Annotated in this window: 21 protein-coding genes; 13 read left to right on the forward strand and 8 right to left on the reverse strand. The window is 52.4% G+C overall.

Annotated elements, in window-relative coordinates; translation table 11 throughout:
• Nucleotides 1–143 precede the first annotated feature (143 nt).
• The gene (locus tag GJJ30_RS05015) at nucleotides 144–1,742 is read left to right on the forward strand and encodes a S8 family peptidase (protein WP_154173807.1); all 1,599 of its coding nucleotides are present in this window, start codon (nucleotides 144–146) and stop codon (nucleotides 1,740–1,742) included.
• 33 nt (nucleotides 1,743–1,775) lie between these two features.
• On the opposite strand, the gene GJJ30_RS05020 is transcribed toward GJJ30_RS05015, so the two are convergent.
• The 3 genes from GJJ30_RS05020 to GJJ30_RS05030 all read right to left on the reverse strand — a co-directional run bounded on the left by GJJ30_RS05020 (nucleotide 1,776) and on the right by GJJ30_RS05030 (nucleotide 6,196).
• Nucleotides 1,776–3,302, reverse strand: a complete 1,527-nt coding sequence (locus tag GJJ30_RS05020; RefSeq protein WP_154173809.1) for a T9SS type B sorting domain-containing protein — start codon at nucleotides 3,300–3,302, stop codon at nucleotides 1,776–1,778.
• A gap of 765 nt (nucleotides 3,303–4,067) precedes the next feature.
• Nucleotides 4,068–5,291, reverse strand: coding sequence for a DUF5009 domain-containing protein (locus GJJ30_RS05025; RefSeq protein ID WP_154173811.1), 1,224 nt, complete (start codon nucleotides 5,289–5,291; stop codon nucleotides 4,068–4,070).
• A gap of 125 nt (nucleotides 5,292–5,416) precedes the next feature.
• Nucleotides 5,417–6,196: a ThuA domain-containing protein gene (locus tag GJJ30_RS05030; protein WP_154173813.1), complete on the reverse strand. Its 780-nt coding sequence runs from the start codon at nucleotides 6,194–6,196 to the stop codon at nucleotides 5,417–5,419.
• 200 nt (nucleotides 6,197–6,396) lie between these two features.
• Between GJJ30_RS05030 and GJJ30_RS05035 the strand changes: the two genes are divergently transcribed.
• From GJJ30_RS05035 to GJJ30_RS05085, 11 genes are all read left to right on the forward strand, one after another.
• A complete protein-coding gene (locus GJJ30_RS05035; protein ID WP_154173815.1) occupies nucleotides 6,397–7,521 on the forward strand; it encodes a FecR family protein in 1,125 nt (374 codons plus the stop codon).
• A 102-nt stretch (nucleotides 7,522–7,623) separates the two neighbouring features.
• A complete protein-coding gene (locus GJJ30_RS05040) occupies nucleotides 7,624–8,088 on the forward strand; it encodes a RidA family protein (protein WP_154173817.1) in 465 nt (154 codons plus the stop codon).
• 69 nt (nucleotides 8,089–8,157) lie between these two features.
• Entirely contained in the window at nucleotides 8,158–9,381 is a 1,224-nt protein-coding gene (locus GJJ30_RS05045; RefSeq protein ID WP_154173819.1) for an aminotransferase class V-fold PLP-dependent enzyme, read from the forward strand.
• A gap of 27 nt (nucleotides 9,382–9,408) precedes the next feature.
• Nucleotides 9,409–10,656 (forward strand): amidohydrolase/deacetylase family metallohydrolase, encoded by a 1,248-nt coding sequence (locus tag GJJ30_RS05050; RefSeq protein WP_154173821.1) that lies wholly within the window; start codon nucleotides 9,409–9,411, stop codon nucleotides 10,654–10,656.
• Between the two features lie 129 nt (nucleotides 10,657–10,785).
• On the forward strand, nucleotides 10,786–12,543 hold the full coding sequence (locus GJJ30_RS05055; protein ID WP_154173823.1) for a PQQ-dependent sugar dehydrogenase: 1,758 nt from the start codon (nucleotides 10,786–10,788) through the stop codon (nucleotides 12,541–12,543).
• A gap of 112 nt (nucleotides 12,544–12,655) precedes the next feature.
• Nucleotides 12,656–13,096 carry a c-type cytochrome gene (locus tag GJJ30_RS05060; protein WP_154173825.1) on the forward strand — a complete coding sequence of 147 codons (441 nt, stop codon included), beginning with the start codon at nucleotides 12,656–12,658 and terminating at the stop codon, nucleotides 13,094–13,096.
• Complete coding sequence (locus GJJ30_RS05065; protein WP_154173827.1) at nucleotides 13,093–14,559, forward strand: PQQ-dependent sugar dehydrogenase; 1,467 nt, start codon at nucleotides 13,093–13,095, stop codon at nucleotides 14,557–14,559. The genes GJJ30_RS05060 and GJJ30_RS05065 overlap by 4 nt, the downstream gene beginning before the upstream one ends.
• A 13-nt stretch (nucleotides 14,560–14,572) precedes the next feature.
• Nucleotides 14,573–15,790, forward strand: a complete 1,218-nt coding sequence (locus GJJ30_RS05070) for an aminotransferase class V-fold PLP-dependent enzyme (RefSeq protein ID WP_154173829.1) — start codon at nucleotides 14,573–14,575, stop codon at nucleotides 15,788–15,790.
• 101 nt (nucleotides 15,791–15,891) lie between these two features.
• Nucleotides 15,892–17,172 (forward strand): amidohydrolase/deacetylase family metallohydrolase, encoded by a 1,281-nt coding sequence (locus GJJ30_RS05075; RefSeq protein ID WP_205880533.1) that lies wholly within the window; start codon nucleotides 15,892–15,894, stop codon nucleotides 17,170–17,172.
• 157 nt (nucleotides 17,173–17,329) lie between these two features.
• Nucleotides 17,330–18,442: a bile acid:sodium symporter family protein gene (locus GJJ30_RS05080; protein WP_154173831.1), complete on the forward strand. Its 1,113-nt coding sequence runs from the start codon at nucleotides 17,330–17,332 to the stop codon at nucleotides 18,440–18,442.
• A gap of 238 nt (nucleotides 18,443–18,680) precedes the next feature.
• A complete protein-coding gene (locus GJJ30_RS05085) occupies nucleotides 18,681–19,589 on the forward strand; it encodes an SMP-30/gluconolactonase/LRE family protein (RefSeq protein WP_154173833.1) in 909 nt (302 codons plus the stop codon).
• Nucleotides 19,590–19,614: 25 nt separating this feature from the next.
• Here the strand turns inward: GJJ30_RS05085 and GJJ30_RS05090 are convergent, their stop codons facing one another.
• The 4 genes from GJJ30_RS05090 to GJJ30_RS05105 form a co-directional block, all read right to left on the reverse strand.
• Complete coding sequence (locus tag GJJ30_RS05090; RefSeq protein WP_310588205.1) at nucleotides 19,615–19,953, reverse strand: PIN domain-containing protein; 339 nt, start codon at nucleotides 19,951–19,953, stop codon at nucleotides 19,615–19,617.
• Between the two features lie 65 nt (nucleotides 19,954–20,018).
• Nucleotides 20,019–20,255: a hypothetical protein gene (locus tag GJJ30_RS05095; RefSeq protein WP_154173835.1), complete on the reverse strand. Its 237-nt coding sequence runs from the start codon at nucleotides 20,253–20,255 to the stop codon at nucleotides 20,019–20,021.
• Nucleotides 20,256–20,596: 341 nt separating this feature from the next.
• Nucleotides 20,597–21,652 carry a response regulator gene (locus GJJ30_RS05100; RefSeq protein WP_154173838.1) on the reverse strand — a complete coding sequence of 352 codons (1,056 nt, stop codon included), beginning with the start codon at nucleotides 21,650–21,652 and terminating at the stop codon, nucleotides 20,597–20,599.
• Nucleotides 21,630–22,847, reverse strand: coding sequence for a PAS domain-containing sensor histidine kinase (locus tag GJJ30_RS05105; RefSeq protein ID WP_154173840.1), 1,218 nt, complete (start codon nucleotides 22,845–22,847; stop codon nucleotides 21,630–21,632). Before GJJ30_RS05105 ends, GJJ30_RS05100 begins: the two co-directional genes overlap by 23 nt.
• Nucleotides 22,848–23,016: 169 nt before the next feature.
• On the opposite strand from GJJ30_RS05105, the gene GJJ30_RS05110 reads away from it, so the two are divergent.
• Nucleotides 23,017–23,337, forward strand: a complete 321-nt coding sequence (locus tag GJJ30_RS05110; RefSeq protein WP_154173842.1) for a thioredoxin family protein — start codon at nucleotides 23,017–23,019, stop codon at nucleotides 23,335–23,337.
• Nucleotides 23,338–23,923: 586 nt separating this feature from the next.
• Here GJJ30_RS05110 and GJJ30_RS05115 read toward each other — a convergent pair.
• A complete protein-coding gene (locus GJJ30_RS05115; RefSeq protein WP_154173844.1) occupies nucleotides 23,924–24,388 on the reverse strand; it encodes a cupin domain-containing protein in 465 nt (154 codons plus the stop codon).
• Between the last annotated feature and the right edge of the window lie 87 nt (nucleotides 24,389–24,475).

Genomic DNA, 24,475 nt, shown 5'->3' on the forward strand with positions numbered 1-24,475 from the left:
TCAGTAAAATATACGGTAATTCACCTTCGATTCGTTATACTTAACTGCGACCTGCGCGAACACAGTCTCCGTTTCTGGTGTTAACGGAAATAACTTAACCGATAACTTATTTTTTTATGGCGTTCAAAAAGTTTGTATTCCGAATGCTTAGTCTTTATACATTCCTCCTGCTGGGTCTGGCACCTAGTCAGGCTCAATCCAGGCAATGGTTTCACCTCGACTCGAAAACCGATAGTGTCCTGGGAATCAGCACCGACCGAACCTACCGGGAATTACTCAGCAACCGCAAAGCCACACCCGTTATTGTCGCCGTGATCGATGGCGGCATCGACTCTACCCACGAAGATTTAAAGCGCGTTCTCTGGACCAATCCGAAGGAAATTCCCGGAAATGGAATCGACGACGATAAGAACGGTTTTGTCGACGATGTCCACGGCTGGAACTTTATAGGTGGAAAAGACGGTCGCAATGTGCAGTACGAAACCGCCGAAGTAACCCGGCAATACGTCCGGCTGCGGCCCTTATACGAAGGCAAAAAACGCTCGTCGCTCAAACCGGCGCAGCAGAAAGAATACGACCAGTTTATCAAATACAAAAACGAGGTCGAAAAGAAACGCGCTGAATACAAGGAGCAGTACGAATCCTATACCACCTTCAGCAACCAGCTGGTGACGATCATCGACGGGTTGAAGAAAGCACTGGGTGTTGAGAAACTGGACACGGCAACGCTCAGAAAACCGGCCAGTGACGTTGAATTCGTGAAAAAAGCAGCTGCGGCCATGTACGAAATGACCACGGCGCAGGGCTTTGCGACGGCGGAGGATATTCAGGCGGAACTAAAACGCGGACTGGAAGACCTCAAGGCAAAAGCCGACTACGCCTACAATCCGGAGTATGAAAGCCGCTCGATTGTGGGCGACAAACCCGACGACATGAGCGAAACCGGGTACGGCAATGCCGATATTACAGGCCCCGACGCCCTGCACGGCACGCACGTGGCCGGAATCATTGGCGCTGACCGCACCAACCAGCTTGGCGTTCTGGGCGTGGCCGATCAGGTGCGGATCATGGCCGTTCGGGCGGTTCCTGATGGCGACGAACGGGACAAGGATGTAGCCAATGCAATCCGGTACGCGGTCAATAACGGCGCGCAGATCATTAATATGAGCTTCGGAAAAGACGTTTCACCCCAGCGCAAAGCCGTTGACGATGCCATGCGGTATGCGCTTTCCAAAGGAGTCTTGCTGATTCACGCGGCCGGAAACGACAATAAATTGCTGGACACGACAGCCAGTTTTCCGTCCGACCGGTTTATGGACGGAACGGCGATTCCGAACCTGATTACGGTGGGTGCCATTACGGCCAAAAACAACGAAGGAATGGTGGCCTCGTTCTCCAATTATGGTCGGAAAACCGTCGATGTTTTTGCGCCGGGTGCGGCCATTTATTCCACGACGCCAAGCAATGGCTATGATAACCTGAGCGGTACGAGCATGGCGGCACCGGTGGTGACCGGTATTGCGGCCGTTCTGAAATCGTATTTCCCGAAACTGACTTACGCCGATCTGAAGCGAATCATTGAAAAATCGGCCGTTGTGCAAAACCGGCAGGTGCTCCGGCCGGAATCCAACGATCTGGTTGACTTTGCGGAACTGTCGAAAACCGGTGCGATCGTGAACCTCTACGAAGCCGTTAAACTGGCCGAAGCCGAAGAAGCCGCTGCCGCCGAAAAGAAAGGCTGACGGTTTTTTGAGATACACAACCCGCGGGGCGCCCTATCGGATCAGACTGAGGGCGCCCCGTTTTTGTTCCGCCAGCACGCCGGTACCCTGATTCAGCTGGTACTGGATCAGCCAGCCGTAGACACCAGCAGGGGCGGTTTTTCCGAGATAGGTTCCGTTCCATTCAAACGGCACCACGTCGGTCCGGAAAATCAGTTCGCCCCAGCGATTGAAAACCGACAAGGACTTGATGGTAATATCTCCGCAGCCAAAAGGCTGAAACACATCGTTTTGTCCGTCGTTATTGGGCGTAAATAGATCCGGCGTATACAGCACGCAACCGCAGTCGCTGTACGAAATGCGGATGGTGTCGCTCACGGTTGCGCAGTCGTTACTGACCGATGCCCGGAAAAAACCGGATTTGCCGATGGTTCGTACCACCTCCGCGGTTTGGTCCTGCCAGGCAAATTTCCCTTCGGCATAATCGGGCCGGATCGTGTACACCTGAGCCCCGCACAGGCTTTGATCCAGGCCCAGGTTCAGGCGCGGAGGCCGCACAAACCGAATCTGAATGCTGTCGGTGACAACGCAACTGGCCTGCTCGACCCGCAGACTGTACAAACCCGCCTGCTTGACGGGATACGTGGCGGTGGTCGAACCGTCCTGCCAGCGAAACGACGGCGGTACATTTGGCGGTGTACGGAGCGTAATTGTCTGGCCCTCACAGAGTGTGGTATCGCGGCCGAGGTCGAAATCCAGGGCGTAATCTACCTTGATCGTGTCGCGCAGTGTTTTGCAGGGCGTGGTCACCGTCACCGAATAACTGCCGGGTTTGGTAACCAGAAAAGTGGGCGAGGTGCTGCCGTCCTGCCAGCGGTATTCGGTGGCGCCCGGCGTGGTGGCGTCGAGCAGCAGGGTACTTTTCCGTCCGCAAAGCGTGGTGTCTCTGCCCAGATCCGTTTTAATCGGCAGCAGCGCCACATCGTCGATGAAGAGGTAGAAATACCCCAGAAAAACCGGCAGTTTTTTGAAACTTCCGATGGTCAGGTATTGCTCCCCGCCTTTGGCTTTGATGTAGCCCGAAATTTTCTCCCAGCGCAGGGCCGGAATGTTGGTGGTCAGTACGTTGTCAATCACCTGCGCATCCGCCGTAAACAGTCCCTTTTCCGTCGAATTGAGCGGTTTTTCGGATACGTACGCGCCGATGGTTCCGTTCAGGTATTTGTTCGGCGTGGGAGTGGCGACGTACATCTCGAAGAAATAGCACTCACCGGCTTCGAGCGGTTTTTTGAGCGGAGTGGCGAGGTATTCGGCCCAGCTGACATCCAGAAACAGCCGGGCCAGGCCCTGCCCGGAATGGGGCGGCAATTCCATCTGAACCGTCGGGAAACACTGGTGGTAGAAATCGGGTGTAGCGCCGTTGGGGTTGTACCAGGGCGTCGCTTCGCCCAGCAGATTGTCCTGACGCGGGCAGGAGCGGTAATTCTCAAAACCGCCATTCTGAATCAGGTTCTGGCCCACAGCAAGGCCGGGCAGGAACAGAACCAGCCAATACACCAACCGAACGGCACGACTTTGCATGTTTCAGTACATCTCTTAGGTGATTGGGGCGATGAAAGATACGGTTTTTTTGAGAATTTATTGGTCGTTCTTTAGAGGGAAAAGTTCATGACCTAATAATTGCCAGCTTGCCGCGATCCCTACATCAAGCCATATCCCGGGTCCAACGACGAAGTCCAAAGGACTTCACTGTGGATAACCCCGGATGCAATCCGGGGTAGGGAGGCAGGATGACAAAACGTTGGCCCAACCCCGATAGGGGTTGACTCAGTTCGTAGCTGTTCAACCCCGGCCGGGGTTGGAGTGACCGGGTTTGTGCCCCGGATTGCATCCGGGGTTATCCAGAGTGAAGCCCTTCGGGCTATGCCTATTTATGGTTTCTGCCGATTTTCAGTTTTGGCAGATTCTACAATTTCAGTTGAACGCCGTTAGCATTCGCACTTTTATATCATTAGAGCGAGCCTGGCGTTTTTAGAGTTTCGGTCAAAAATAAGGTATGATTTATAACTGCCAGCTTGCCGCGAACCCTACATCAAGCCATATCCCGATTCCAACGACGAAGTCCGAAGGACTTCACTTTGGATAACCCCGGATGGCATCCGGGGTACGGGTAGGGTGGATGGCAAAACGCTATCCCAACCCCGGTAGGGGTTGAATCGCTACAGTCTGAGTCAACCCCTACCGGGGTTGGAGTGACTGGGTTTGCGTTTGTGCCCCGGATTGCATCCGGGGTTATCCTATAGTGAAGCCCTTCGGGCTATGCGTAGTTTACATTTTCAGTCGATTCTACAATTTCAGTCGGACGCCCGCTTTGCCGAGCAAACCGGTGATCCAGACGCACAGCAACGCGAATAGAAACGATTTCAGCAGACCGATGCCGCCGGTCAGCAGAACGTCCGGGAGATGAATTTTCAGCAGAGCCGTGGTGGCATAGGCAAAATACGGAATCAGGTAACACAGTAGCGTATCGGTTCCGGCGGGTTTGATGAAGCGAAACCAGCGGCCTTTTCCCAGCACATCGACGAGCCCGTAAATAACCGTAAACGCCAGTATCGTGAAGGCACTGCACAGAAACAGCCAGGCCGGTGTTTCATCCAGTTTCGACAAACCCCAATACGGGCGCGTCAGCACCGATAACCCAATGAGCAAAACCGAGATGGCCAGAAAAACGACCGTCATCTGCCGGTTGTCGCCTTTTTTTCGGTAATGCTGAAACAGGATCGCGGTCACTACCCCGCCCATACTCAGGCCCGCCAGCGTTCCATTGCGGATCGCGCCGGGAATAAAATGGATGGCTTTAGGCAACAGATCCGCGTGGGCAACCAGACTTAAAACCGCAAAACCGCACCAGGCCGCGATTAAAACCGCCAGCCGGTTTCGGGCAAATACCGTGACCAGCGCAGCCGCCAGATACGACCAGCCGATGAGCCCCAGAATGCCCCACCAGTGCGGTTCAAAGCGGGTGAGGTTACCGTCTTCGCCACCGCGATACAGAACCGCCAGCGTTACCAATACCAGCAAACCGGTAATTTTCAGACTTGAACTGAGCCATTTCGGCATCGATTTCGGGTACGCGTTCCAGATCAGGATGAAGCAGCTACATGAAATTGTATACCACAGCAGCCGGTGCATGCCCGTGGCTTCGGCGTTGATCGATTCGCCGTTGACCAGAAAAATGCCCATCGTCAGCAGCGCAACCGACCGCTGCAAAACGTGCCCAATCAGCTGAAAATCCGTATCGCCTTTTTTCCGCCGGTTGTCGATCGCGAAGGGGAGCGACATGCCCACGATGAACAGAAAAGCCGGGAAAACGACATCGGCCAACCCGATGCCGTCGGCCCCCTCCGGCACATGTTCGAGCCAGAGCGGAATGTCCTTCAACGACCAGAGGTCATTGACAAAAATCATCAGCACCATCGTCAGTGCCCGCAAAATATCGATGGCCCCGACCCGCGCGGGGCTAATCATCAGTTGGGCGGTTTTGGGAAATACAGTTTCTGTTTTATTCATGGAGTAGGTCAGGTTTTGTAGACAATTGGGACCACTGATTGGGCGGCTTTGAGTGATTAGAATTGAGTTTCGCAGATAAAGAATCAGTTTTAATCCCTTAAATCCGCTCAATCAGTGGTCCTTGATCAATGGTCTGCGGCCCAGAAGATGGAATTTCGGAAGAGGATTTTGAACGCGTCGTTTTTGAATAAATCCGGGTGGTGGCCCATGAAAATGTAAATATTCCGCGCTTTCATCCGCTCGTTCGACCAGATAACCGGGTGATCACCACCCATTTTGACCTCCGAATCGGGTGAATAAGAGGCTTCATCGACCGTTGCCAGCACCCTGACGTTCGGGCGCGGGCTCTTGTTGTAGCGATACCATTCTTCCTTTTCGACCTCGAACGTGGGCGGTAGACCCTTCATAGCCGGGTGCGATTGGGCTTCCACGTGTACCATCGCTTTGGCGAAATTGGGAATGTAATTGACGTACCGGATGCCGCCCATAAACTCCGAAAACCACGGCCACATCGGATAACCGTCGAACTCACCCAGCAGCGTTGCATGGTGAAAACCGATCCAGCCACCGCCTTTTCCGTTCTGAATGTATTTGATAAAAGCTGCTTTAGCCACATCCGTCCACATGTAGGGCGGGTAATTCAACTGAATGAATAACTGGTACTTAGCCAGAAATTTGTCGTTGATCGGCTCCGTATTTTCGATGTAGTCAATGGTGAAATTGTTTTCCGTTGCCAGTTGCTGAAGCCACTCTTTCGCGGCCGCCACAAAAGGTGCGTGGACACCTCCGCCTTTCTCGGCCATCGCCACAACCCGGAAAGCCGGTTTTTTGGTCTGCCCCTGGGCCGGATTGATCAGGATGGGTGCGAAAAGCAGGCCGAAAATCCAAAATAGCGTCTTTTTCATGCGTAATACGTGGTCAGGTTTAAGGGTCATTTCCGGGTTGAAAACCGTATTTAGAACCAAGTTCCGGCGAAAGGTTTTAAAAATCGGGTAACCAATCGAAACCGGTTACAAATCAACTCGAAATATTATTCCGAAAAAAGGAGTATTGGCCGTACACACTTGCATCTTTACCCGTAATCAGCAAAGTATTACTGTTTGGTATGCAAGATTATCGGAATATTGAGCCGGAGGAATTAGCGATAGACCCGTCTTTTCAACGTTGGAAATTAGTTAACGACCCGATTGAAAGTAAATTCTGGAAAGATTGGCTGGCTCAGAATCCGGATAAGGAAGAACTGGTCGACAAGGCTTACCATTTGCTGAGTACGCTGAATGAGGTATATGCGCGTTTTCCGAACGACCGGGTCCCGGTTTCGGATCGGGAAGTAAAACATGAAATTCAACGGCTGAAATTTTCCATTGACCAGGCCGACAGGCCGTCGGTGAAATGGTACCGATTTACACCCTGGCAGTACGGAATTGCCGCCGGAATCGTGCTGGTGCTGGGCTTTTTCCTGCGGTATACGCTTCAGCAACCCGCCCCAAAAAAGGGAACTACGTATTCGGAGTTGATCACGCAGGTTTCAAAACCGCTCCTGGAAGTGGCCAACGCAAACAACGGGCCGAAAACGATCAATTTACCGGACGGCAGTACCATCGTCTTGAAACCGAAAGGCCGGGTGAGTTACGCGAAAGATTTTGGGGGTGATATTCGGGAGGTTTATCTGGTGGGCGAAGCGTTTTTTGAAGTCCATAAAGACCCGAGCCGTCCTTTTTATGTGTACGCCAACGGCCTGGTAACGAAGGTATTGGGAACCAGCTTTACGGTGCAGGCCCCGGAAGATGCGAGCCAGGTGAAGGTATTGGTGAAAACCGGCAAGGTGTCGGTTTTTGCGGGTACGCAGGCGACGGTTTCGCAGCAGAAAGAAGATTATAAACTGGGGGGAATCGTGTTGACGCCCAATCAGCAGATCGTCTTTTCGCCGACCGACACGCGCATCATCAAGAGTGTCGTTCCGAAACCGGCGATGCTGGAAGGGCCCGCTAAGTATCAGCTATTTAGCTTTAAGCGGACGCCGATTGCCGAGGTATTTGCCACCCTTGAAAAATCGTACGGAATCAAAATCGTCTACGACGAAGAGGTGATGAAAGACTGCTACCTGACGGCTTCGCTCGACGACGAACCGCTTTTCGAGAAGCTGGATTTGATCTGTAACACCATCAGTGCGCATTACGAGCAAATGGACGCGCACATCATCATCAACAGCAAAGGCTGCCAGCTTTAAAAAACCGGTTTCTTTTTTAAGCGAAAATCTGGTAAGAGATGTAAAAAAACGCTTATTTACTTAAAAATTTTACTATTCATTTATCCATTCTTCATTTTTCTAATGAAATCACAACGCCGATCCCTCCTCAAACGTCTTTTTGCCTCAGTCGCCGGAATTACTGGTCTGAGCGTCGCAAGTTCGAAAGCGGAAGCCGCTGCTGCTGCTCCGCAAAAAGAAGTCTTCAATGTGGTTACGGAACAGGATGTACCGCTGTTTTCCGGTTCGACCAAAATGGGAAATCTGGTTTTCGTGGCCGGAAAGGGCTACCACAAAGAAGGAGACATCAAAGTGCATACGGATGAGGTGTTGAAAGAATTGGAAAAAGAGTTGATTAAAGCTGGTTCGTCGATGGAAAAAGTGCTGAAAGTGACGGTTTTCCTGCACGACCTGAACGATTACAAAGGCATGAACGAAGTGTACAAAGGCCGGTTTGGCAGCAAGCCGCCGGTGCGTACGACGGTGGCGGTTTACGGCGGTGTTCCCGGCGATTCGCTGGTTGAAATGGACTGTATCGCTTACATCTAATTGAGTATCAGACCGCTCTGCCCGCTTCGGGCGGGCGGTTTTTCAATACGTCTTAGTTAACCCATCGACATGATCAGTAGAAGAACTATCCTTAAACGGTTATCGACCATGCCGCTGCTCGGCGGTTTAGTGGGCAGTGCAGCCCCGTTGCAGTCAGCCCTGGCGGCTACTACTACGCTGGCACCCCGAAACCTGGTGAAAGAGCTGGGAATCAGAACGTTCATTAACGCGGCCGGAACCTACACGGCCATGACCGGTTCGCTCATGCAGGACGAGGTGATGGAAACGATTCAGGCGGCTTCCAAAGAATTCATGATGCTCGACGATGTGCAGACCAAAGTCGGGGAGAAAATTGCCGCGCTGGTTCATGCCGAATCGGCGGTGGTAACAGCCGGTTGTTTCTCGGCCATGACGCTTGGTCTGGCGGGCGTTCTGACCGGTATGGATCAGAAGAAAGTGGAAGCCCTGCCGCAACTGGAAGGCACCGGCATGAAATCCGAAGTGATTGTTCAGAAAGGCCACAACGTCGGCTATTCGCACGCGCTGACCAACACCGGTTGCAAAATGGTGTTTGTCGAAACCGCCGAGGAAGTTGAAAAAGCGATCAACGAAAAAACCGCCCTGATGTGGTTTCTGCACATTCAGTCGGATCAGGGCAAGATCATGCACCAGGAATGGGTTAATCTGGCCAAAAAACACAACATTCCGACGATGATCGACATTGCCGCCGATGTGCCGCCGGTCGAAAACCTCTGGAAATTCCACGAAATGGGTTTTGATCTGGTGTGCGTTTCGGGGGGAAAAGCCATGCGCGGACCGCAAAGCGCCGGGATTCTGATGGGCAAAAAACACCTGATTGCGGCCGCCCGGCTGAGCATGCCACCCCGTGGTTCAACGATCGGTCGCGGGATGAAAGTGAACAAGGAAGAGATTCTGGGCATGTACGTCGCGCTCGAAAAATTCGTGGGTCAGGACCAGCAAAAAGAGTGGAAAATGTGGGAAGACCGCGTGGCGCATATTTCCGATACTGTCAAAAAAGTCAACGGCGTTTCGGTCGAAACGTTCCGGCCCGAACTGGGTAATCACACCCCGACGCTGCGGATCAAGTGGGAACCTGCCAAAATCAACCTGACGACGAAAGCCCTGCAGGAAAACCTCCGTAACGGCGATCCGTCGATCGAAGTGGTAGGCGAACAGGGCGGTATCAGCCTGACAACCTGGATGTTGAAGCCGGGCCAGGAGAAAATTGTCGCAACCCGTTTGAAAGAAGAACTCACGAAAGCGTCGGTCTGATTGTCGTTGTTTATTGCGCCTAAACCCATGCGAAAACTGTATTTTTTGTTTCTTCTGATCGGTTGTGTCGGAGGTTCGCTGCGTGCCCAAACATATAGCATCGTCATTAAGGGCGGGCAACTGATCGACCCGAAAAACAACCTCAATGAGGTGATGGATGTGGCCATTACCGACGGCAAAATCGTTCAGGTTGCCAAAAACATCGACGCCAGTAAGGCCAAGCAGGTGGTCAATGCCAAAGGTCTGCTGGTAATGCCGGGGCTGATCGACATCCACGGTCACGTTTTTTACGGCACCGAACCGAATCACTACCTGAGCAACGGGCTGACGGCGGTTTCGCCCGACGGTTTTACGTTCCGGGTGGGTGTCACGACCATCGTCGATGCGGGCGGAGCAGGCTGGCAGTCGTTCCCGGCGTTCAAGAAAAACATCATTTTCTCGTCAAAAACGCGGGTTCTTTCGCTGCTTAACATCGTGGGCGAAGGCATGCGCGGGGGCAACTGGGAGCAGGATACCACCGATATGGACCCGAAAATGGCGGCCGCGATGGCACTCGGCAATACGAACGATGTGGTCGGTTTTAAGGTAGCGCACTACATGGGCGGCACCTGGACGCCCGTCGACCGCGCCGTGGAAGCCGGGAAGCTGGCCAATATGCCGGTCATGGTCGATTTCGGAATGCACAATCCTCCGCTGTCGCTCGAGCAACTGTTCCTGAAACACCTGCGGCCCGGCGATATTTTTACCCACACCTACACCCTGCTGGATGATAATGTCCGCGAAACCATCGTGGACGAAGCCACCGGGAAAGTCAAACCGTTTGTCTGGGAAGCCCGCAAAAAAGGCATCGTTTTCGACGTCGGTTACGGTGGCGCCAGCTTCAATTATTCGCAGGCCATTCCGGCCCTCAAAGCCGGTTTTTTCCCGACCACGATCAGCACCGATTTGCACACCGGCAGCATGAACGGTTCGATGAAAGACCTCCTGAGCATCATGTCTAAATTCGTTGGCATGGGCGAGTCGGTAGCGGATGTGATCAAAGCCAGCACCTGGACTCCGGCGCAGGTCATCAAACGCGAAATGCTGGGCCATTTGTCGGTCGGCGCCATCGCCGATGTAGCCATTCTGAACCTCCGTGAAGGCAATTTTGGGTTCTACGACAAAACCGGGTACCGGGTGGAAGGCAAGAAAAAATTTGAATGCGAAATGACCATCAAAGGCGGTAAAGTCGTGTACGATCTCAACGGAATCGCCAATCCGTTGGTCGTGCGGTAAAGAGTAAAGAATCGAGACAAGAGATGTGAGACGGCAGACCGTTGGAACAAAACCCAGTGTTATCTCAACGGTCCGCCGTCTCACATCTCTTGTCTCACCTCTCTTATCTATTTATAACCAACGTTTTTAATGTCGAAATTCTACACGAAAAGCTGTCTGCTCATTCTGCTGGCCGCTGTTGGATTTACGCAACGGGATTCCAAGAACAATCTTCCGGCCCGGACGGCAGAAAATGCCGGTCTTTTTTTGCCCGAAGGATTTGAAGCTACTGTCGTGGTCGACAGTCTGGCGGGTCGGGCGCGGCACCTGGCCGTGAACGACAACGGCGATATTTACGTCAAGGCCCGGTTTGTGCGGGACAAAGATGAATCGGTGATTGCCCTGCGCGATACCAACGGCGACGGGCGGGCGGACATCATCAAGCGGTTTGGCGGCCTATCGCGCGAACGAGCCTACGGAACGGCGATGCGGATTCACAACGGCTACCTGTATTTCAGCTCTGAACTGATCGTGTATCGCTACAAACTGACGCCCGGCCAACTGGTTCCGGAAGGTCCGGCGGAGGTGATTCTGACCGACGACCACGCCCACGGCATGCACGAACACATCACGAAACCGGTCGCATTCGATAACAAAGGCTACATGTATGTGCCATTCGGGGCCGGTTCCAACGCGTGTCAGGAGAAAAACCGCATTCCCAGCTCTCCGGGCCTGAACCCCTGCGGTCTGCTGGCCGACCACGGCGGCATCTGGCGGTTCGACGCCAACAAACCGGGACAAACCCAGAAAGACGGAAAGCTGTTTGCCACCGGCCTGCGGAGCATCGTCGCGCTGGACTGGAATCCGGTCGATCAAACGCTGTATACCGTCGGCCACGGTCGGGACGATTTCCTGATGTTATGGTCGCATTTGTATACGCCCTGGCAAAGCGCGGTGTTGCCCGCCGAAGAGTTTCTGCGGGTGAAAGAAGGAATGGACGCAGGCTGGCCGTATTATTACTACGACCAGATTCAGAAGAAAAAACTCCTGAATCCCGAGTACGGTGGCGACGGCAAAAAACAGGGTAAAGGCGCTGATTATGAGCAACCCATCATCGGTTTTCCGGCGCACTGGGCACCCAATGATCTCGTGTTTTATCAGGGAACCGGCGCAAAAAACGGTTTTCCGGCGCATTACAAAAACGGCGCTTTCATTGCCTTTCACGGCTCGACCAACCGCGCACCGTATCCGCAGGCCGGTTATTTCATCGGTTTTGTTCCCGACAAAAACGGCTCGCCATCGACCGATTGGGAAGTATTTGCCGACGGTTTTGCGGGCGTCGATCCGGTCGTTAACGTAAGCGATGCGGTGTACCGGCCGATGGGCATTGCAATGGGCCCCGACGGCTCGCTGTACATTGCCGAAACCGAAAAAGGCAAAATCTGGAAGATTACGTACAAAGGCGATAAATCGAAATTTGGCCCGGCGCAACTGGCGCAGATGGAAAAACGGAAGACGATGTCGACCATCCGGACGCCGGACCAGATCGCCGACAACCTGGACAAAGACAAACCGGTGATGGGCAGCAAAGTCTACGCCGTGTATTGTGCGGCCTGCCACCAGCGCAACGGTCGGGGCGACTCGCAGCGGTTTCCGCCCCTGGCCGAATCGGAATGGGTGCTGGGCGACAAAAAACGCCTGATCGAAGTGTTGTTAAAAGGAATCGAGGGACCGATTGAGGTGAAAGGACAGTCGTACAACAACGTCATGCCGCAGCACGATTTTCTGAAGAACGAAGACATCGCGGAAGTGCTGACGTTTGTCCGGCAAAATTTCGGCAATTCGGCGAGCGCCATTACGGCGGATGAGGTGGGTGACGTTCGGAAGACGATTAAAAAGAAGAAATAACCGGTTTTGCCGCTGTCAGGGTTTTCAACCGCTGACAGGGCGACGAAACCCTGTCAGTGGTTGAAAACCCTGACAGCGGCAAAAGTTGAACCCTCTTACGAGTTTTCAGGAAATGCGATTACTTAAAAAAATAATGGCCGGGGTCCTGCTTCCTGGCGTTTTCGGATTTACCACTTTACTGTACAAGCCGAAAACCGACGACCCCAAACAGGACAGATGGAAAGCCCCGGTTTGGGCCGATACCTTGAAAAGCCACTTCCCGACGGAGCCGTTGACGCTGGCGCAGGGAGAAGAATTATTCATGGAATACTGCTCGTCCTGCCACGGCGAAACCGGGTTTGGCGATGGGGCTGCGGGCCGGTCGTTGGGCTCAAAACCGGCCAACTTCCATGATCCGGAAGTGGCCAAACAAACCGATGGTGCCCTGTTCTGGAAACTGTCGAACGGCCGGGGCAATATGCCGCCTTTTAAAGATGTTTTTTCGGACGAACAACGCTGGCAATTAGTCGCTTACCTACGCAAACTAACTGTTCCCAAGACCAACAACAAATGATAGTGGTAAACCCTTTCCTGAAAAAAATAAGCGCGCTGGCAATAGCGGTTTGCTGTCCGATCCTGCTTCGGGCGCAAGGCCCCGACGCGAAAACGCTGGTTCCGCCCACGGCGCTACGACCGGATATTAAGGTAGAGCATTTTCTGGCCGTCGGCCCCGAAGCCGTGCGACTGATTCAGCATCCGGGGACCGGCGATCTGTATTACACGACATTTACCGGTGATGTATTCCGGATCAAGATGGTAGCGGGGCAACCGCCGGTGGCCGAGAAGGTTTTATCGGCCGAAGATCACGGGATTACGCGGCTACAGGGTGCGGCTTTTCTGAAGAACACGCTCTTCCTGGCCGGTAACATCAGCGTTAATAACAACAAGGGTACGAAAGGCCGGATGGTGCGCTACGATCTGGCGTCGGGCGAAAAGCCGGAAATGACGGTGGTATTCAATACCGTTGAGTACGGAACCAACAAAACGACCTTCGACCACGGCTGGAATGCGCTGGAAATCAGTCCCGATGAAAAATACATTTACGTAAATACCGGTGCGCGAACCGACCACGGCGAGGTGCAGGACAACGGCGGAGTGTATCCGAACGCCCGCGACAACGCCCTGACCTCGAAAATTTTCCGGTTTCCGGTAAGCGTGAAAAACCTGGAATTGCCCGACGACCTGGCCAAACTGAAAGCCGACGGTTACATCTACGCCGAAGGCATCCGGAATGCCTACGACATGGCCTTCGACGGCGACGGCCGGTTGTTTGCGGTTTCCAATTCCGGCGATTACGACCACGCCGAAGACATGTTCTGGATCCGGCAGGGCCATCACTACGGTTTTCCGTGGGTAATGGGGGGCGGTCTCGACAACCCGCAGCAGTACCCCGACTGGCAACCCGATCCCGAGAAAGATCCCTTCATCAGCAAGTTTGCCCACGCCTGGCTCATGCGGTATTTCCGCAATGACCCGGAATTTCCGAAAAAACCGGCCGGTGTCAAGTTCACCGGCCCGGTTTTGAACATGGGACCGGATGCTAACGAATACCGCGATCCGAAAACCGGGAAGGTCTTCGACGGCGATTCAACGGGCGTGGGGGTTGGGACGTTCAACGCGCATAGCTCCCCGCTGGGCCTGTTTTTCGATACCCGAAAAGTGCTGGCCGATGAGTTTAAGGGCGACGGTTTTGTGATCCGGTATTCGGGTCCGCGACGTGGTTCAACGATCATTAATCCGCTGAAAAAACAGGGCCGGGACCTGCTGCACCTCGACCTGACGTACGACAAAGCCACCGATAATTTCACGACGAAAACCACCCGGATTGTCGACGGTTTTACGGAACCGACCGACGCGTTGCTCGTGGATAACACCGTGTATATCATTGAATACGGCGGAAAGGGCGGTAACATCTGGAAGATTACCCTACCCGCCGATCCGAAAGCCGCCAAGAAAAATCGGAAGAAAAGAACCTAACGCTAATAAACTCATGCTAAGCAGAAGAAAACTCATCAAACGGCTATCGAGCGTCCCCCTGCTGGGTGGATTGGTCGGTACGCTGCCCATTACTGCCGAAGCGGCTGTTCTGGCCGCTCCCAAACGCGATCTGTTCAAGGAACTGGGCGTCCGGACGTTCATCAATGCCGCCGGAACGCTGACTTACATGACCGGTTCGCTGATGCACGACGAAGTGCTCGACGCCATCAATTACGCTTCCAAAGAGTTCTGTATGCTGGACGAACTGGAGGACAAAGTCGGGGAGAAGATTGCGAAACTGGTGCATTCGGAAGCTGCCGTCGTGACTTCGGGTGCGTTTTCCGGGATGACGCTGGGTCTGGCCGGGATTCTGACCGGTATGGACCAGAAGAAGATTGAAGCGCTGCCGCACCTGGAAGGCACCGGCATGAAATCCGAAGTGATTTGCCAGAAAGGGCACGAAATTGTGTACAACCACGCGCTGGTAAATACCGGTTGTAAAATGGTGTACATCGAAACCGTTGAAGAACTGGAAAAAGCGATCAACGAAAAAACCGCCCTGATGCACTTTCTGCACATTCAGTCGGACAAGGGCAAAATCATGCACGAGGAGTGGGTGGCGCTGGGCAAAAAACACAACATTCCGACGTCCATCGACATTGCTGCCGACGTGCCACCGGTCGAAAACCTGTATAAATTCAATGATATGGGCTTCAGTTTTGTGGTCGTTTCGGGGGGAAAAGCGATGCGCGGACCGCAAAGCGCCGGTTTGCTGATGGGTAAAAAAGACATCATCGCGGCCGCCCGGCAGCACATGCCCCCGCGCGGCTACAACATCGGTCGCGGGATGAAGGTGAACAAGGAGGAAATTCTGGGTATGTACGTCGCCGTCGAGAAGTTTCTGGCGCAGGACTTTGCCAAAACCTGGAAAGGCTGGGAAGAGGGCGTTGCGCACGTGGAAAGCACGGTTAAAACCGTTAACGGCGTCAAAACCGAAGTTCGCGTGAATCCATTGGGCAACCATACGCCGTCATTGCGCATTTCCTGGGACCCGGCGGTTTTGAAAGTAACCGGCAAACAGGTTCAGGAAGCGTTGCGGGCGGGTGATCCGTCCATCGAAGTCGGTGGCGGTGGTCCCAGCAGCATTGGCGTGACCGTCTGGATGCTGAAACCGGGTCAGGAAAAAATCGTGGCGAAACGGATCAAAGAAGAACTTTCGAAGGCGGTATAAAAGCTGCCCCCAACCCCCTGAAGAGGGCTTAAAGAATCTATTTTTTTAAGCCCCCTTCAGGGGGTTGGGGGCCATTAACGTTCACCCATTAACCTACTCCCATGATGAAACGGTTTCTTTTTGTTCTTGCTTGTGCTTTCGTTGCCGGAAATCTCGCCTTGGCGCAACCGTATCATGTTGTGATCAAGGGCGGTCACGTCATCGATCCCAAAAACAACATTGACGCGGTGATGGATGTGGCTATTCTGGACGGGAAAATTGCAAAAGTGGCCAAATCGATCGACGCGACCGGCGCCCGGCAGGTGGTGAAAGCCAAGGGTTTATACGTCACGCCCGGTTTGATCGACATCCACACGCACGTTTTTTTTGGAACAAACATGGATCAGACGTACAGCAACGGTCCGAATGCGTTGCCGCCCGACGGTTTTACGTTTCGAAACGGCGTAACGACCATCGTTGATGCGGGTTGCTCCGGCTGGCGTGATTTCGAAACGTTCAAGAAACAGACCATCGATAAGTCGCAGACGCGGGTGCTGGCGTTGCTCAACATTGTCGGCAGCGGTATGCGGGGCGGTAAATTCGAGCAAAATATTGAGGACATGGACGCCAAAGCAACGGCGGAGATGGCCCAGAAATACCCCGATCTGGTCGTTGGCGTTAAACTGGCGCACTTCAACGGCCACGACTGGACGCCCACCGACCGGGCCGTGGAAGCCGGAAAACTGGCGAACAAACCGGTGATGATCGACTTTGGCGGTAGCAAACCGACGCTTTCCATCGAAGAGTTGTTCCTTCAACGCCTGCGGCCGGGCGATATTTTCACCCACTGTTTCGGGCAACTGGCCACCCGCGAGCCGATTCTGGACGTGACGACGAATAAAATAAAACCGTTCGTTTGGGAAGCGCAGAAGAAGGGAATCATCTTCGACGTCGGGTATGGCGGCATTAGTTTTGCGTTTTCACAGGCTATTCCGGCTTTGAAAAGCGGTTTTTACCCAAACACCATCAGTACCGACATTCACACGGGGAGCATGAACAACGCCATGAAAGACATGCTGAACGTGATGTCGAAATTTCTGGCGATGGGCATGGACTTGAAAAGCGTCATCAAAGCCAGCACCTACAGCCCGGCCCTGGCGATCAAGCGGCCCGAACTCGGCAGTCTGAGCGAAGGCTCGGAAGCCGATGTGGCCATTCTGGACCTGCAGGACGGCAAATTTGCGGTTCGGGACACCGGTTATTTCGGCTTTTTCGATTACACCGGTCACAAAATTGAAGGCAAACAAAAGCTGAGCTGCGAAATGACCATCCGCAAAGGCCGGATCGTCTACGACCTGAACGGCATCGCGAACCCAGTGATCGTGCAGCAGCGGGCGCAGTAAATGGCAGAGAGGTTTGGGCGTTGGGCAGAGGGCTGTTTCGTAGAAATGGAATGCGTCAGCCACTCATTGCCCCAAGCCCAACGCCCAAACCCCTCTGCCCCAAGCCAAAAAACTGTTATATTTGGAGGGATTTCCTAAACCTCTTGAAAAAATTACCATGCATAAACTGATTTTAGGCCTGGCAGGTATTTGTCTGTTGGTTGCGCTTGGAATGATTGTCACCGGTAATATTCCGATGGCAGGACCTTTTCTGATTGCCTTCTTTCTGGCCGTCGCCATCGGGTTTCGGGGTTTCGACAACCTGAAAGGCTTTTCCTACACGGTGATGATTTTTGCGGCTGTCACCACGGCCTTATTTTATCCGACGTATTTTGTTTCGTATAACGGATTCAAATTCAGTAAGTTAATTACGCCATTGATTCAGCTCATCATGTTTGGGATGGGCACGTCGATGAGCCTCAACGATTTTGTGGGTGTGGTCAAAATGCCGCGTGGAGTATTGATCGGCGTCGTCAGTCACTTCATCATCATGCCTTCCATTGGGTTTACGCTGGCGAGCATCAGCGGTTTGCCGCCCGAAATTGCCGCCGGGATTATCCTGATTGGCTGTTCGCCGAACGGTATGGCGTCCAACGTAATCTCGTATCTGGCGAAAGCTAACCTGGCCTTATCCATCACGATTACGGCCATTTCCACCATGATGGCGCCCTTCGTTACCCCGGTTTTGATGCGGATGCTGGCGGGCGCTTTCGTCGAAATCGATACGCTGGCGATGATGTGGGACATTACCAAAATGGTGATTCTGCCAATCGGCGCGGGTTTGTTGTTCAACCGGTTTTTGAGCGGAAAAGCCAAATGGCTCGACGATGCCATGCCGTATGTGTCGATGTTTGGGATCACCTTTATCATTGTCATTATTACCTCGGCGGGCCGCGATAGCCTGCTATCCATTGGGCCTACGTTGCTGGGTCTGGTACTGCTCCACAACCTGTCCGGTTATTTTCTGGGCTACTGGTCGGGTCGTTTGTTCCGGATGAGCGAACGCGACTGCCGCACCATTGCCATTGAAGTGGGCATGCAAAACGGCGGTCTGGCGTCGGGCATTGCCAACCAGATGGGAAAAATGGCGACGGTGGGCTTGGCTCCGGCCATTTTCGGGCCGTTGATGAACATTACCGGTTCCATTCTGGCGTCGTGGTGGCACCGCCGGATGCCCAAAGAAGAGCGGGATGCTCCGCAGGAAGTCGTGCACGGCCACCGGAGTTTATAGGTTTTATTCTGTTTAAAGATTGTCCAAAAATAGTAAATCATGTTTTCTATGTTGCCCCCAACCCCCTAAAGGGGGCTTTAGGACACCGATTAAAGTCCCCTTTAGGGGGTTGGGGGCAACGCGAAAGAAGGGAAATTATAAAGTTTAGACAGTCACTGAAAGTTTATGGTTTACTGTTTATAGTTGAGATTAAACGATAGACCTTGAACTATAAACCATGAACTAACCAACCCTATTGATGAAAAAAGTATCGCTTGTTGTTGCCACTTCGCTGACGGGACTTGGCCTGTTTCTGGCTTCGGCGAAAACCGCTGAAGACTTGTTCAAATCAGCGGTTTTTACACCGGTGAACGGTTTTACGTCCGGCGTTGAAGGTCCGGCGGTGGATAAATCGGGGACGGTTTATGCCGTTAATTTTGGGAAACAGGGCACCATCGGCCAGATTACGCCGACAGGAGAAGCCAGCGTGTTCGTCGAATTGCCCGAAGGCAGCATCGGCAACGGGATTCGGTTCAGTAAAAAAGGCGATATGTTCATCGCCGATTACCCCAGGCATAACATTCTGAAAGTGGCAGCTGGCACAAAAACCGTCAGTGTTTTTGCCAACGAACCGCGCATGAACCAGCCCAACGACATTGCGATCGACAGCAAGGACCGGCTTTACGCGAGCGATCCGAGCTGGAAGAACAATACGGGCAACATCTGGCGAATCGACACGGACGGCAAGGTAACTGCGCTGGAGGAAAACATGGGGACCACCAACGGCATTGAGGTGAGTCCTGACGATAAAAGGCTGTACGTCAACGAGTCGAACCAGCGGAAAGTCTGGGTATACGATCTGTCGGCGAGTGGTCAGGTCAGCAACAAACGGCTGCTGATCGAGTTCCCGGATTTTGGCATGGACGGCATGCGCTGCGACGCCGACGGCAATTTGTACATCGCCCGGTTTGGCAAAGGAACCGTTGCCAAAGTGTCTCCGGATGGCAAAGTGGTGCAGGAAATCCAACTGATCGGCAAGCGCCCGACGAACATCTGTTTTGGCGGCAAAGACGGTCGCACGGCCTACGTAACCCTCCAGGATCAGGGCAATCTCGAGAGCTTCCGGGTTGATAAACCGGGCCGGGAGTGGGCGATGCGGAAAAAGTAAAACCGCCAACAAGTTACCCTGAAAATTAGTTGATCCAGTTTTCCAATTGGATACGATCCAGATTTTCAAAATCGCGGGTATTGCGCGTAACTAACGTATGATTGTGCGTAATGGCAGTTGATCCAATTAGCAGGTCAAATTCTGCGACAGGCCTTCCCAATCGCTTCAGGAGAGATTTCTGACGGGCGTATTCATCAAAACTCGGGCCGATCAACAAGATCCGGTCTGAAAATGCGCTGCGCAACCAGTTAAGATTTTCCCGGTTTTTGGCACGGCGATCCAGGGCGCTATTTTCGACGCCGTAAACCAACTCGGCAATTGTAATTTCGGAAAGGAAGCAGGAGACAAGGCCGACCAGGTTAATTTATTGTTCCAGATTATATTGCCCTTTGAATAAATGAATGCAAATATTCGTATCCAGTAAATAACTCATAATTCAACATCTCGCGGCTGATCATTACGCGCACTGTAGATCATGTCTACTAGTTCATCACCGGTTTCTTCACCTTCCCAACTTCCGAAAAATTTCTTCAAAGCTTCTTGCTGATGAGCTTCTTTGGGATCAGTGTGCTTCTCAGAAAAGGGTACACCAAGTTGCTTTGCAAATTCTTTGACCTGTTCGAAGACGGTATCATTCTGCGTTTCAATAATGATGGTATGGGTCATAGCGGCCTCCTTTCTGTTGAAATGACCAATGCGATCAGAATTCTAATTTAACGTGAACTATGAGATTTGGTGATTGATTATGAGTCGATTAAGTGCCATAGGCACGACATGTTTGTAGAAAAGCCGTTACCAAATGCCTCCCGCGTGCCTTTAGGTATGCTACAGCCTAAACTGATTGCGTACCTAAAGGCACGCTTAGTAGCTCAAATTGACATTTTTCTACAAACATTCAACCGCTACGCGGTCAAAAATCTCATAGTTGGCGTTAATTTACTGTAAATACAGGGCTTAAGCAATTTTAGCTATCTAGCAAACCGCTCTCAACGGCCTTTGTCGCTCTTTTACCAGCGCGAACGCTTCAGTTTTTCGGGCTGGAGCACGCGGATGTTTGTGCCGGCAATGTCGATCAAACCGTCGGATTTAAACTCGCTCAGCGTTCGGATCAGCGACTCCGTTGCTGTTCCCACCATAGCCGCCAGGTCATCCCGCGAAAATTGAATAACCGGTTGATTATTATCGCTTTGCAGGTTTTCGTGAAGCCGAAGCAGGGTATCGGCCACCCGTCGACGCAACGAACTGTACGCCATGTTCAGCAGTTGTTGTTCGCGGTCAGATACCCGATTGGCGAGCAGTTGAACAAACCGCTTGGCCACTTCGCCGTCGCGCGAAAGCAGATCGATAAAGATTTCCTTCGGAATATAAACCAGTTCGGAATCTTCGAGCGTCACGGCCGAATCCGTGTGATCGGATTGCTCCAGCAGATTGACGTACCCGAAAAAGTCGCCCGGCTGATACAGCCCTGTAATAAATTCCTTCCCGTCGGCATTGGTTTTGAACGTTTTGACCCGACCCGCCTGCACAAAATAGAGCCGCGTCGGTTCATCGCCTTCCGAGTAAATAAACTGCTTTTTCTTGACGAAATGCCCTTTCCGGTCCTCCGTCAGGGCGTCAATGCCGGTCAGGGTATGGGCGTCGTCCAAAAATTGTCCCAAACCGTCTTTGGTCGGTTCGTAGGTGGGTCGCATCTGATCGAAACGTTTGAGCCGGCCTTCCACCGCGTTCAGCAATTCAATTTCGTCGAACGGTTTGGTCAGGTAATCATCGGCGCCCATTTCCATGCCCCGGCGGAAGTCGGCCCGCTCGGTTTTAGCGGTCAGAAAAATGAACGGAATGCCCGACAATTCCGGGTTTTTGTTGAAAATATGCAGCACGCCGTAGCCATCCAGCACGGGCATCATGATGTCGCAAATCACGAGATCGGGCTTCGTTTTCAACGCTTTCTCCACACCAATTTTACCGTTTTCGGCCGTCAGAACCTGGTAACTGGCGAGTTCCAGAATCTCGGCGGTATTTTCCCGAATGTCGTCGTTATCTTCAATGAGCAGAATCGTCTTCATAACTAAATGATAGAATTACGGTGGTTCCGTGGTTGAGCTTACTTTGGAAATCGATGGTGCCGTTCAGCAGAGCTAAATATTGGGCGACGATGTGGAGACCCAAACCGGTTCCCTGAATCGTGGTGACGTTTTTGGCTCGGTAAAACCGCTCGAACAAATGCTTCTGATCTTCCTCCGACATGCCGATGCCTTCATCCTGAATCGAAATCCGAACCTGACCGTCGCGGCACCAGAGGCTGACGCGGATCGGTTTGTGTTCGCCGGAATATTTAATGGCGTTCGACAGCAGATTCACCAGCATCTTGCGGATCAGCGACGGGTCGAGCCAGACTTTTCCGACGCAGTCCCGTTCGATCTGAATTGTCTGACCTTGCTTGAGCATGCTCTGGAGGTCGGCCACGACGTTGTTTACCAGTTCGTTAAGGTCAAAGAGCGAATACGATGCTTCGATTTTACCTTCTTCCAGTTTGCCCACCGACAGAAATTCCTCCAGAATGTCGTTCAGGTGATTGACCGACGCCTTGATGCGCTGGATGTGGCGGGTTCGTTTGTCCTGCTGCTCGGTGGTCGTGTATTTATTCAGCAAATCGGCGGAGGTGAGAATGGCGCTCAGGGGCGTTCGGAACTCGTGCGACGCCATCGAGACAAAGCGCGATTTCAGTTCGCCCAGTTCGCGTTCAGTCGCCAGCGCCTTGGAAAGTTCGTCTTTTGACAGTTCCAGCTGGTGCAACGTCACCATGAGCGCATTCGTCCGGTCGGCCACTTTTTGCTCCAGTTCGGCGTTCAGTTGCTCAATACGGTTTTTCTGTTCGATGAGCGACTGCTCCGCTTCCTTTTTGTAGGTCGTATCGATGATGTAGGCAACAATATACAGTTGCTCATCCTGGTAAAAATAGCTCAGGCTGATTTCGGCCGGAAACAGCGAACCGTCTTTGCGTTTGACGTACAGATCGCGTCCGTGGCCCATGGGCCGTACTTCCGGGTGCGCATTGAATGATTTCCGGAGGTTTTTGTGGAGGTGGACCAGCGAATTCGGCACCAGCAGTTCAATGGTTTGTCCCACCATTTCAGCTTCCGAATACCCAAAGAGTTTCTGGGCAAAGTGGCTCACCGAAATCATCCGCCCGTGGCTGTTGGACAGGATAATACCGATGGTGGCATTGGCAAAAACGGCAGAAAACAGGTCGGTCATCATACGGTTCGATCCGGTAGGCTGCAAAGAAAACCGTATCCCGGAATTTGTCGCAAGGTAAACAGGAAAAAAGACGTAACGACTGATAACGATCAGGTGGCTAGCCAACCGATCTCATGGTCTGGGAGCCGTAAAGGTGGCAATTTTACCGGAAAACGAATCATCTTGTTACATGGAAACGACTCTTTTTCGGCCACTCATTGTTCCGGCCAAAACCGCGGTTCTGCTGGTCTTTGTGCCTGATTCGATCCCGCAGCAGGCAAGGGTCAATCAGGTTCTGGAGCGGGTCGGAGCAGAGTTAGGGGAAAGCATTCGAATTACGCGCGTCGATGAAGTTGTTCATCCTGAGGTAGTTCTGAGCTTTCGAATTCAACGACTCCCTTCCTTCGTCTTATTGAAACACGGAATGGAAATCTGGCGGTATAGCGGTTTGCTTGACGCCCAGGAATTAATCGGGCTGTTGACTGTTCAATTGCAGGAAGTAAAGGAATGAAAAGCAGAATGCAAAAGTGTTTTTATAAGTAAAGTAGTAATCCTGACTAGCTGTTTGGAAACGTAAAAGGCGTGTCGTTAAAACAAAACACTGTCGGAGTCTAAACCGCTCCGGCAGTGTTCCCAGCTTACCATCTTACTCAAAACAAATCCAACGCACCAGGTATCATGCTCCGATAAATACGGTTTTAGCTTCTTTTGGCTATCAAGTGTAGTTTTTACGACTTGGTTGGAAAATTACAATGAGGAACTAAAAATGAGCTTAGGAACACCTTAGAATTAGCTTAGAAAGGGCGTTTTTATCGATTTGTTCGCAGGATTGACAGTTTGAATGCAGAAAAACCGGCTGGCAAGATTTTACAATGTGAATAACTGCAGATAGAGACTGTTTAAAATTTAAATTTACTCGATTGCATCTTACTCCGGCTTGCCCCCAACCCCCTGAAGGGGGCTTTAAAAACTGGATGCTAAAGCCCCCTTCAGGGGGTTGGGGCAAGCCGGAGTAAAATTGAAAGCTCAAAATCACAACGTTAAACAGGTTCATAAAAAAGGGGTAATGCGTTTACACCACCCCCGAAAATTCAAACTCAGGCGTACTGGATTCCGTAGCGCGCCGAAGTTTCCATGATCACATTCAGAACCTCGGCCGGGGGTGGTCCCTGCGGCAAAACGGCCTCCGAAACGTCTTCACTTAATTCATAAAAGAATCCCTCAAAATAACCGGGAGTCAGATACAAAAGGACTTTGGCCGTCGGCGTCACCACCTCAAAAGCGTGCGGAATCATGCGGGGCAGGAAAATCGTATCGCCCGCTTTCGCGTCGATCAGCTGCTCTCCGATGGTAAACCGCATCGTGCCTTCCTGAATGTAAAAAAGCTCATCCTCGCGCTCGTGGAGGTGTTTGGGCGGTTCAAAACCCCGCCGGATTTCCGCTTCGATCAATGAAAAGGTGCCGTTGGTTTGTTCTGTCGTAACGCGAAAAGTCATCAAATGTCCGTGGTGCATCCGAACATCCCCGGCCTGAACACCGGTTTTTGCCTGTGAAGTTGTCATTAAATTAAAAGTAAGTGTGAATAACTGCGGCAAAGTTGGTTCACACGCTGGAAGGAGCAGGGGACAACCGGGGCAAAACGGTAGAAA

Origin of the sequence: Larkinella terrae, assembly GCF_009668025.1 — a bacterium.
In the GTDB taxonomy this organism is placed as follows: domain Bacteria; phylum Bacteroidota; class Bacteroidia; order Cytophagales; family Spirosomataceae; genus Larkinella; species Larkinella terrae.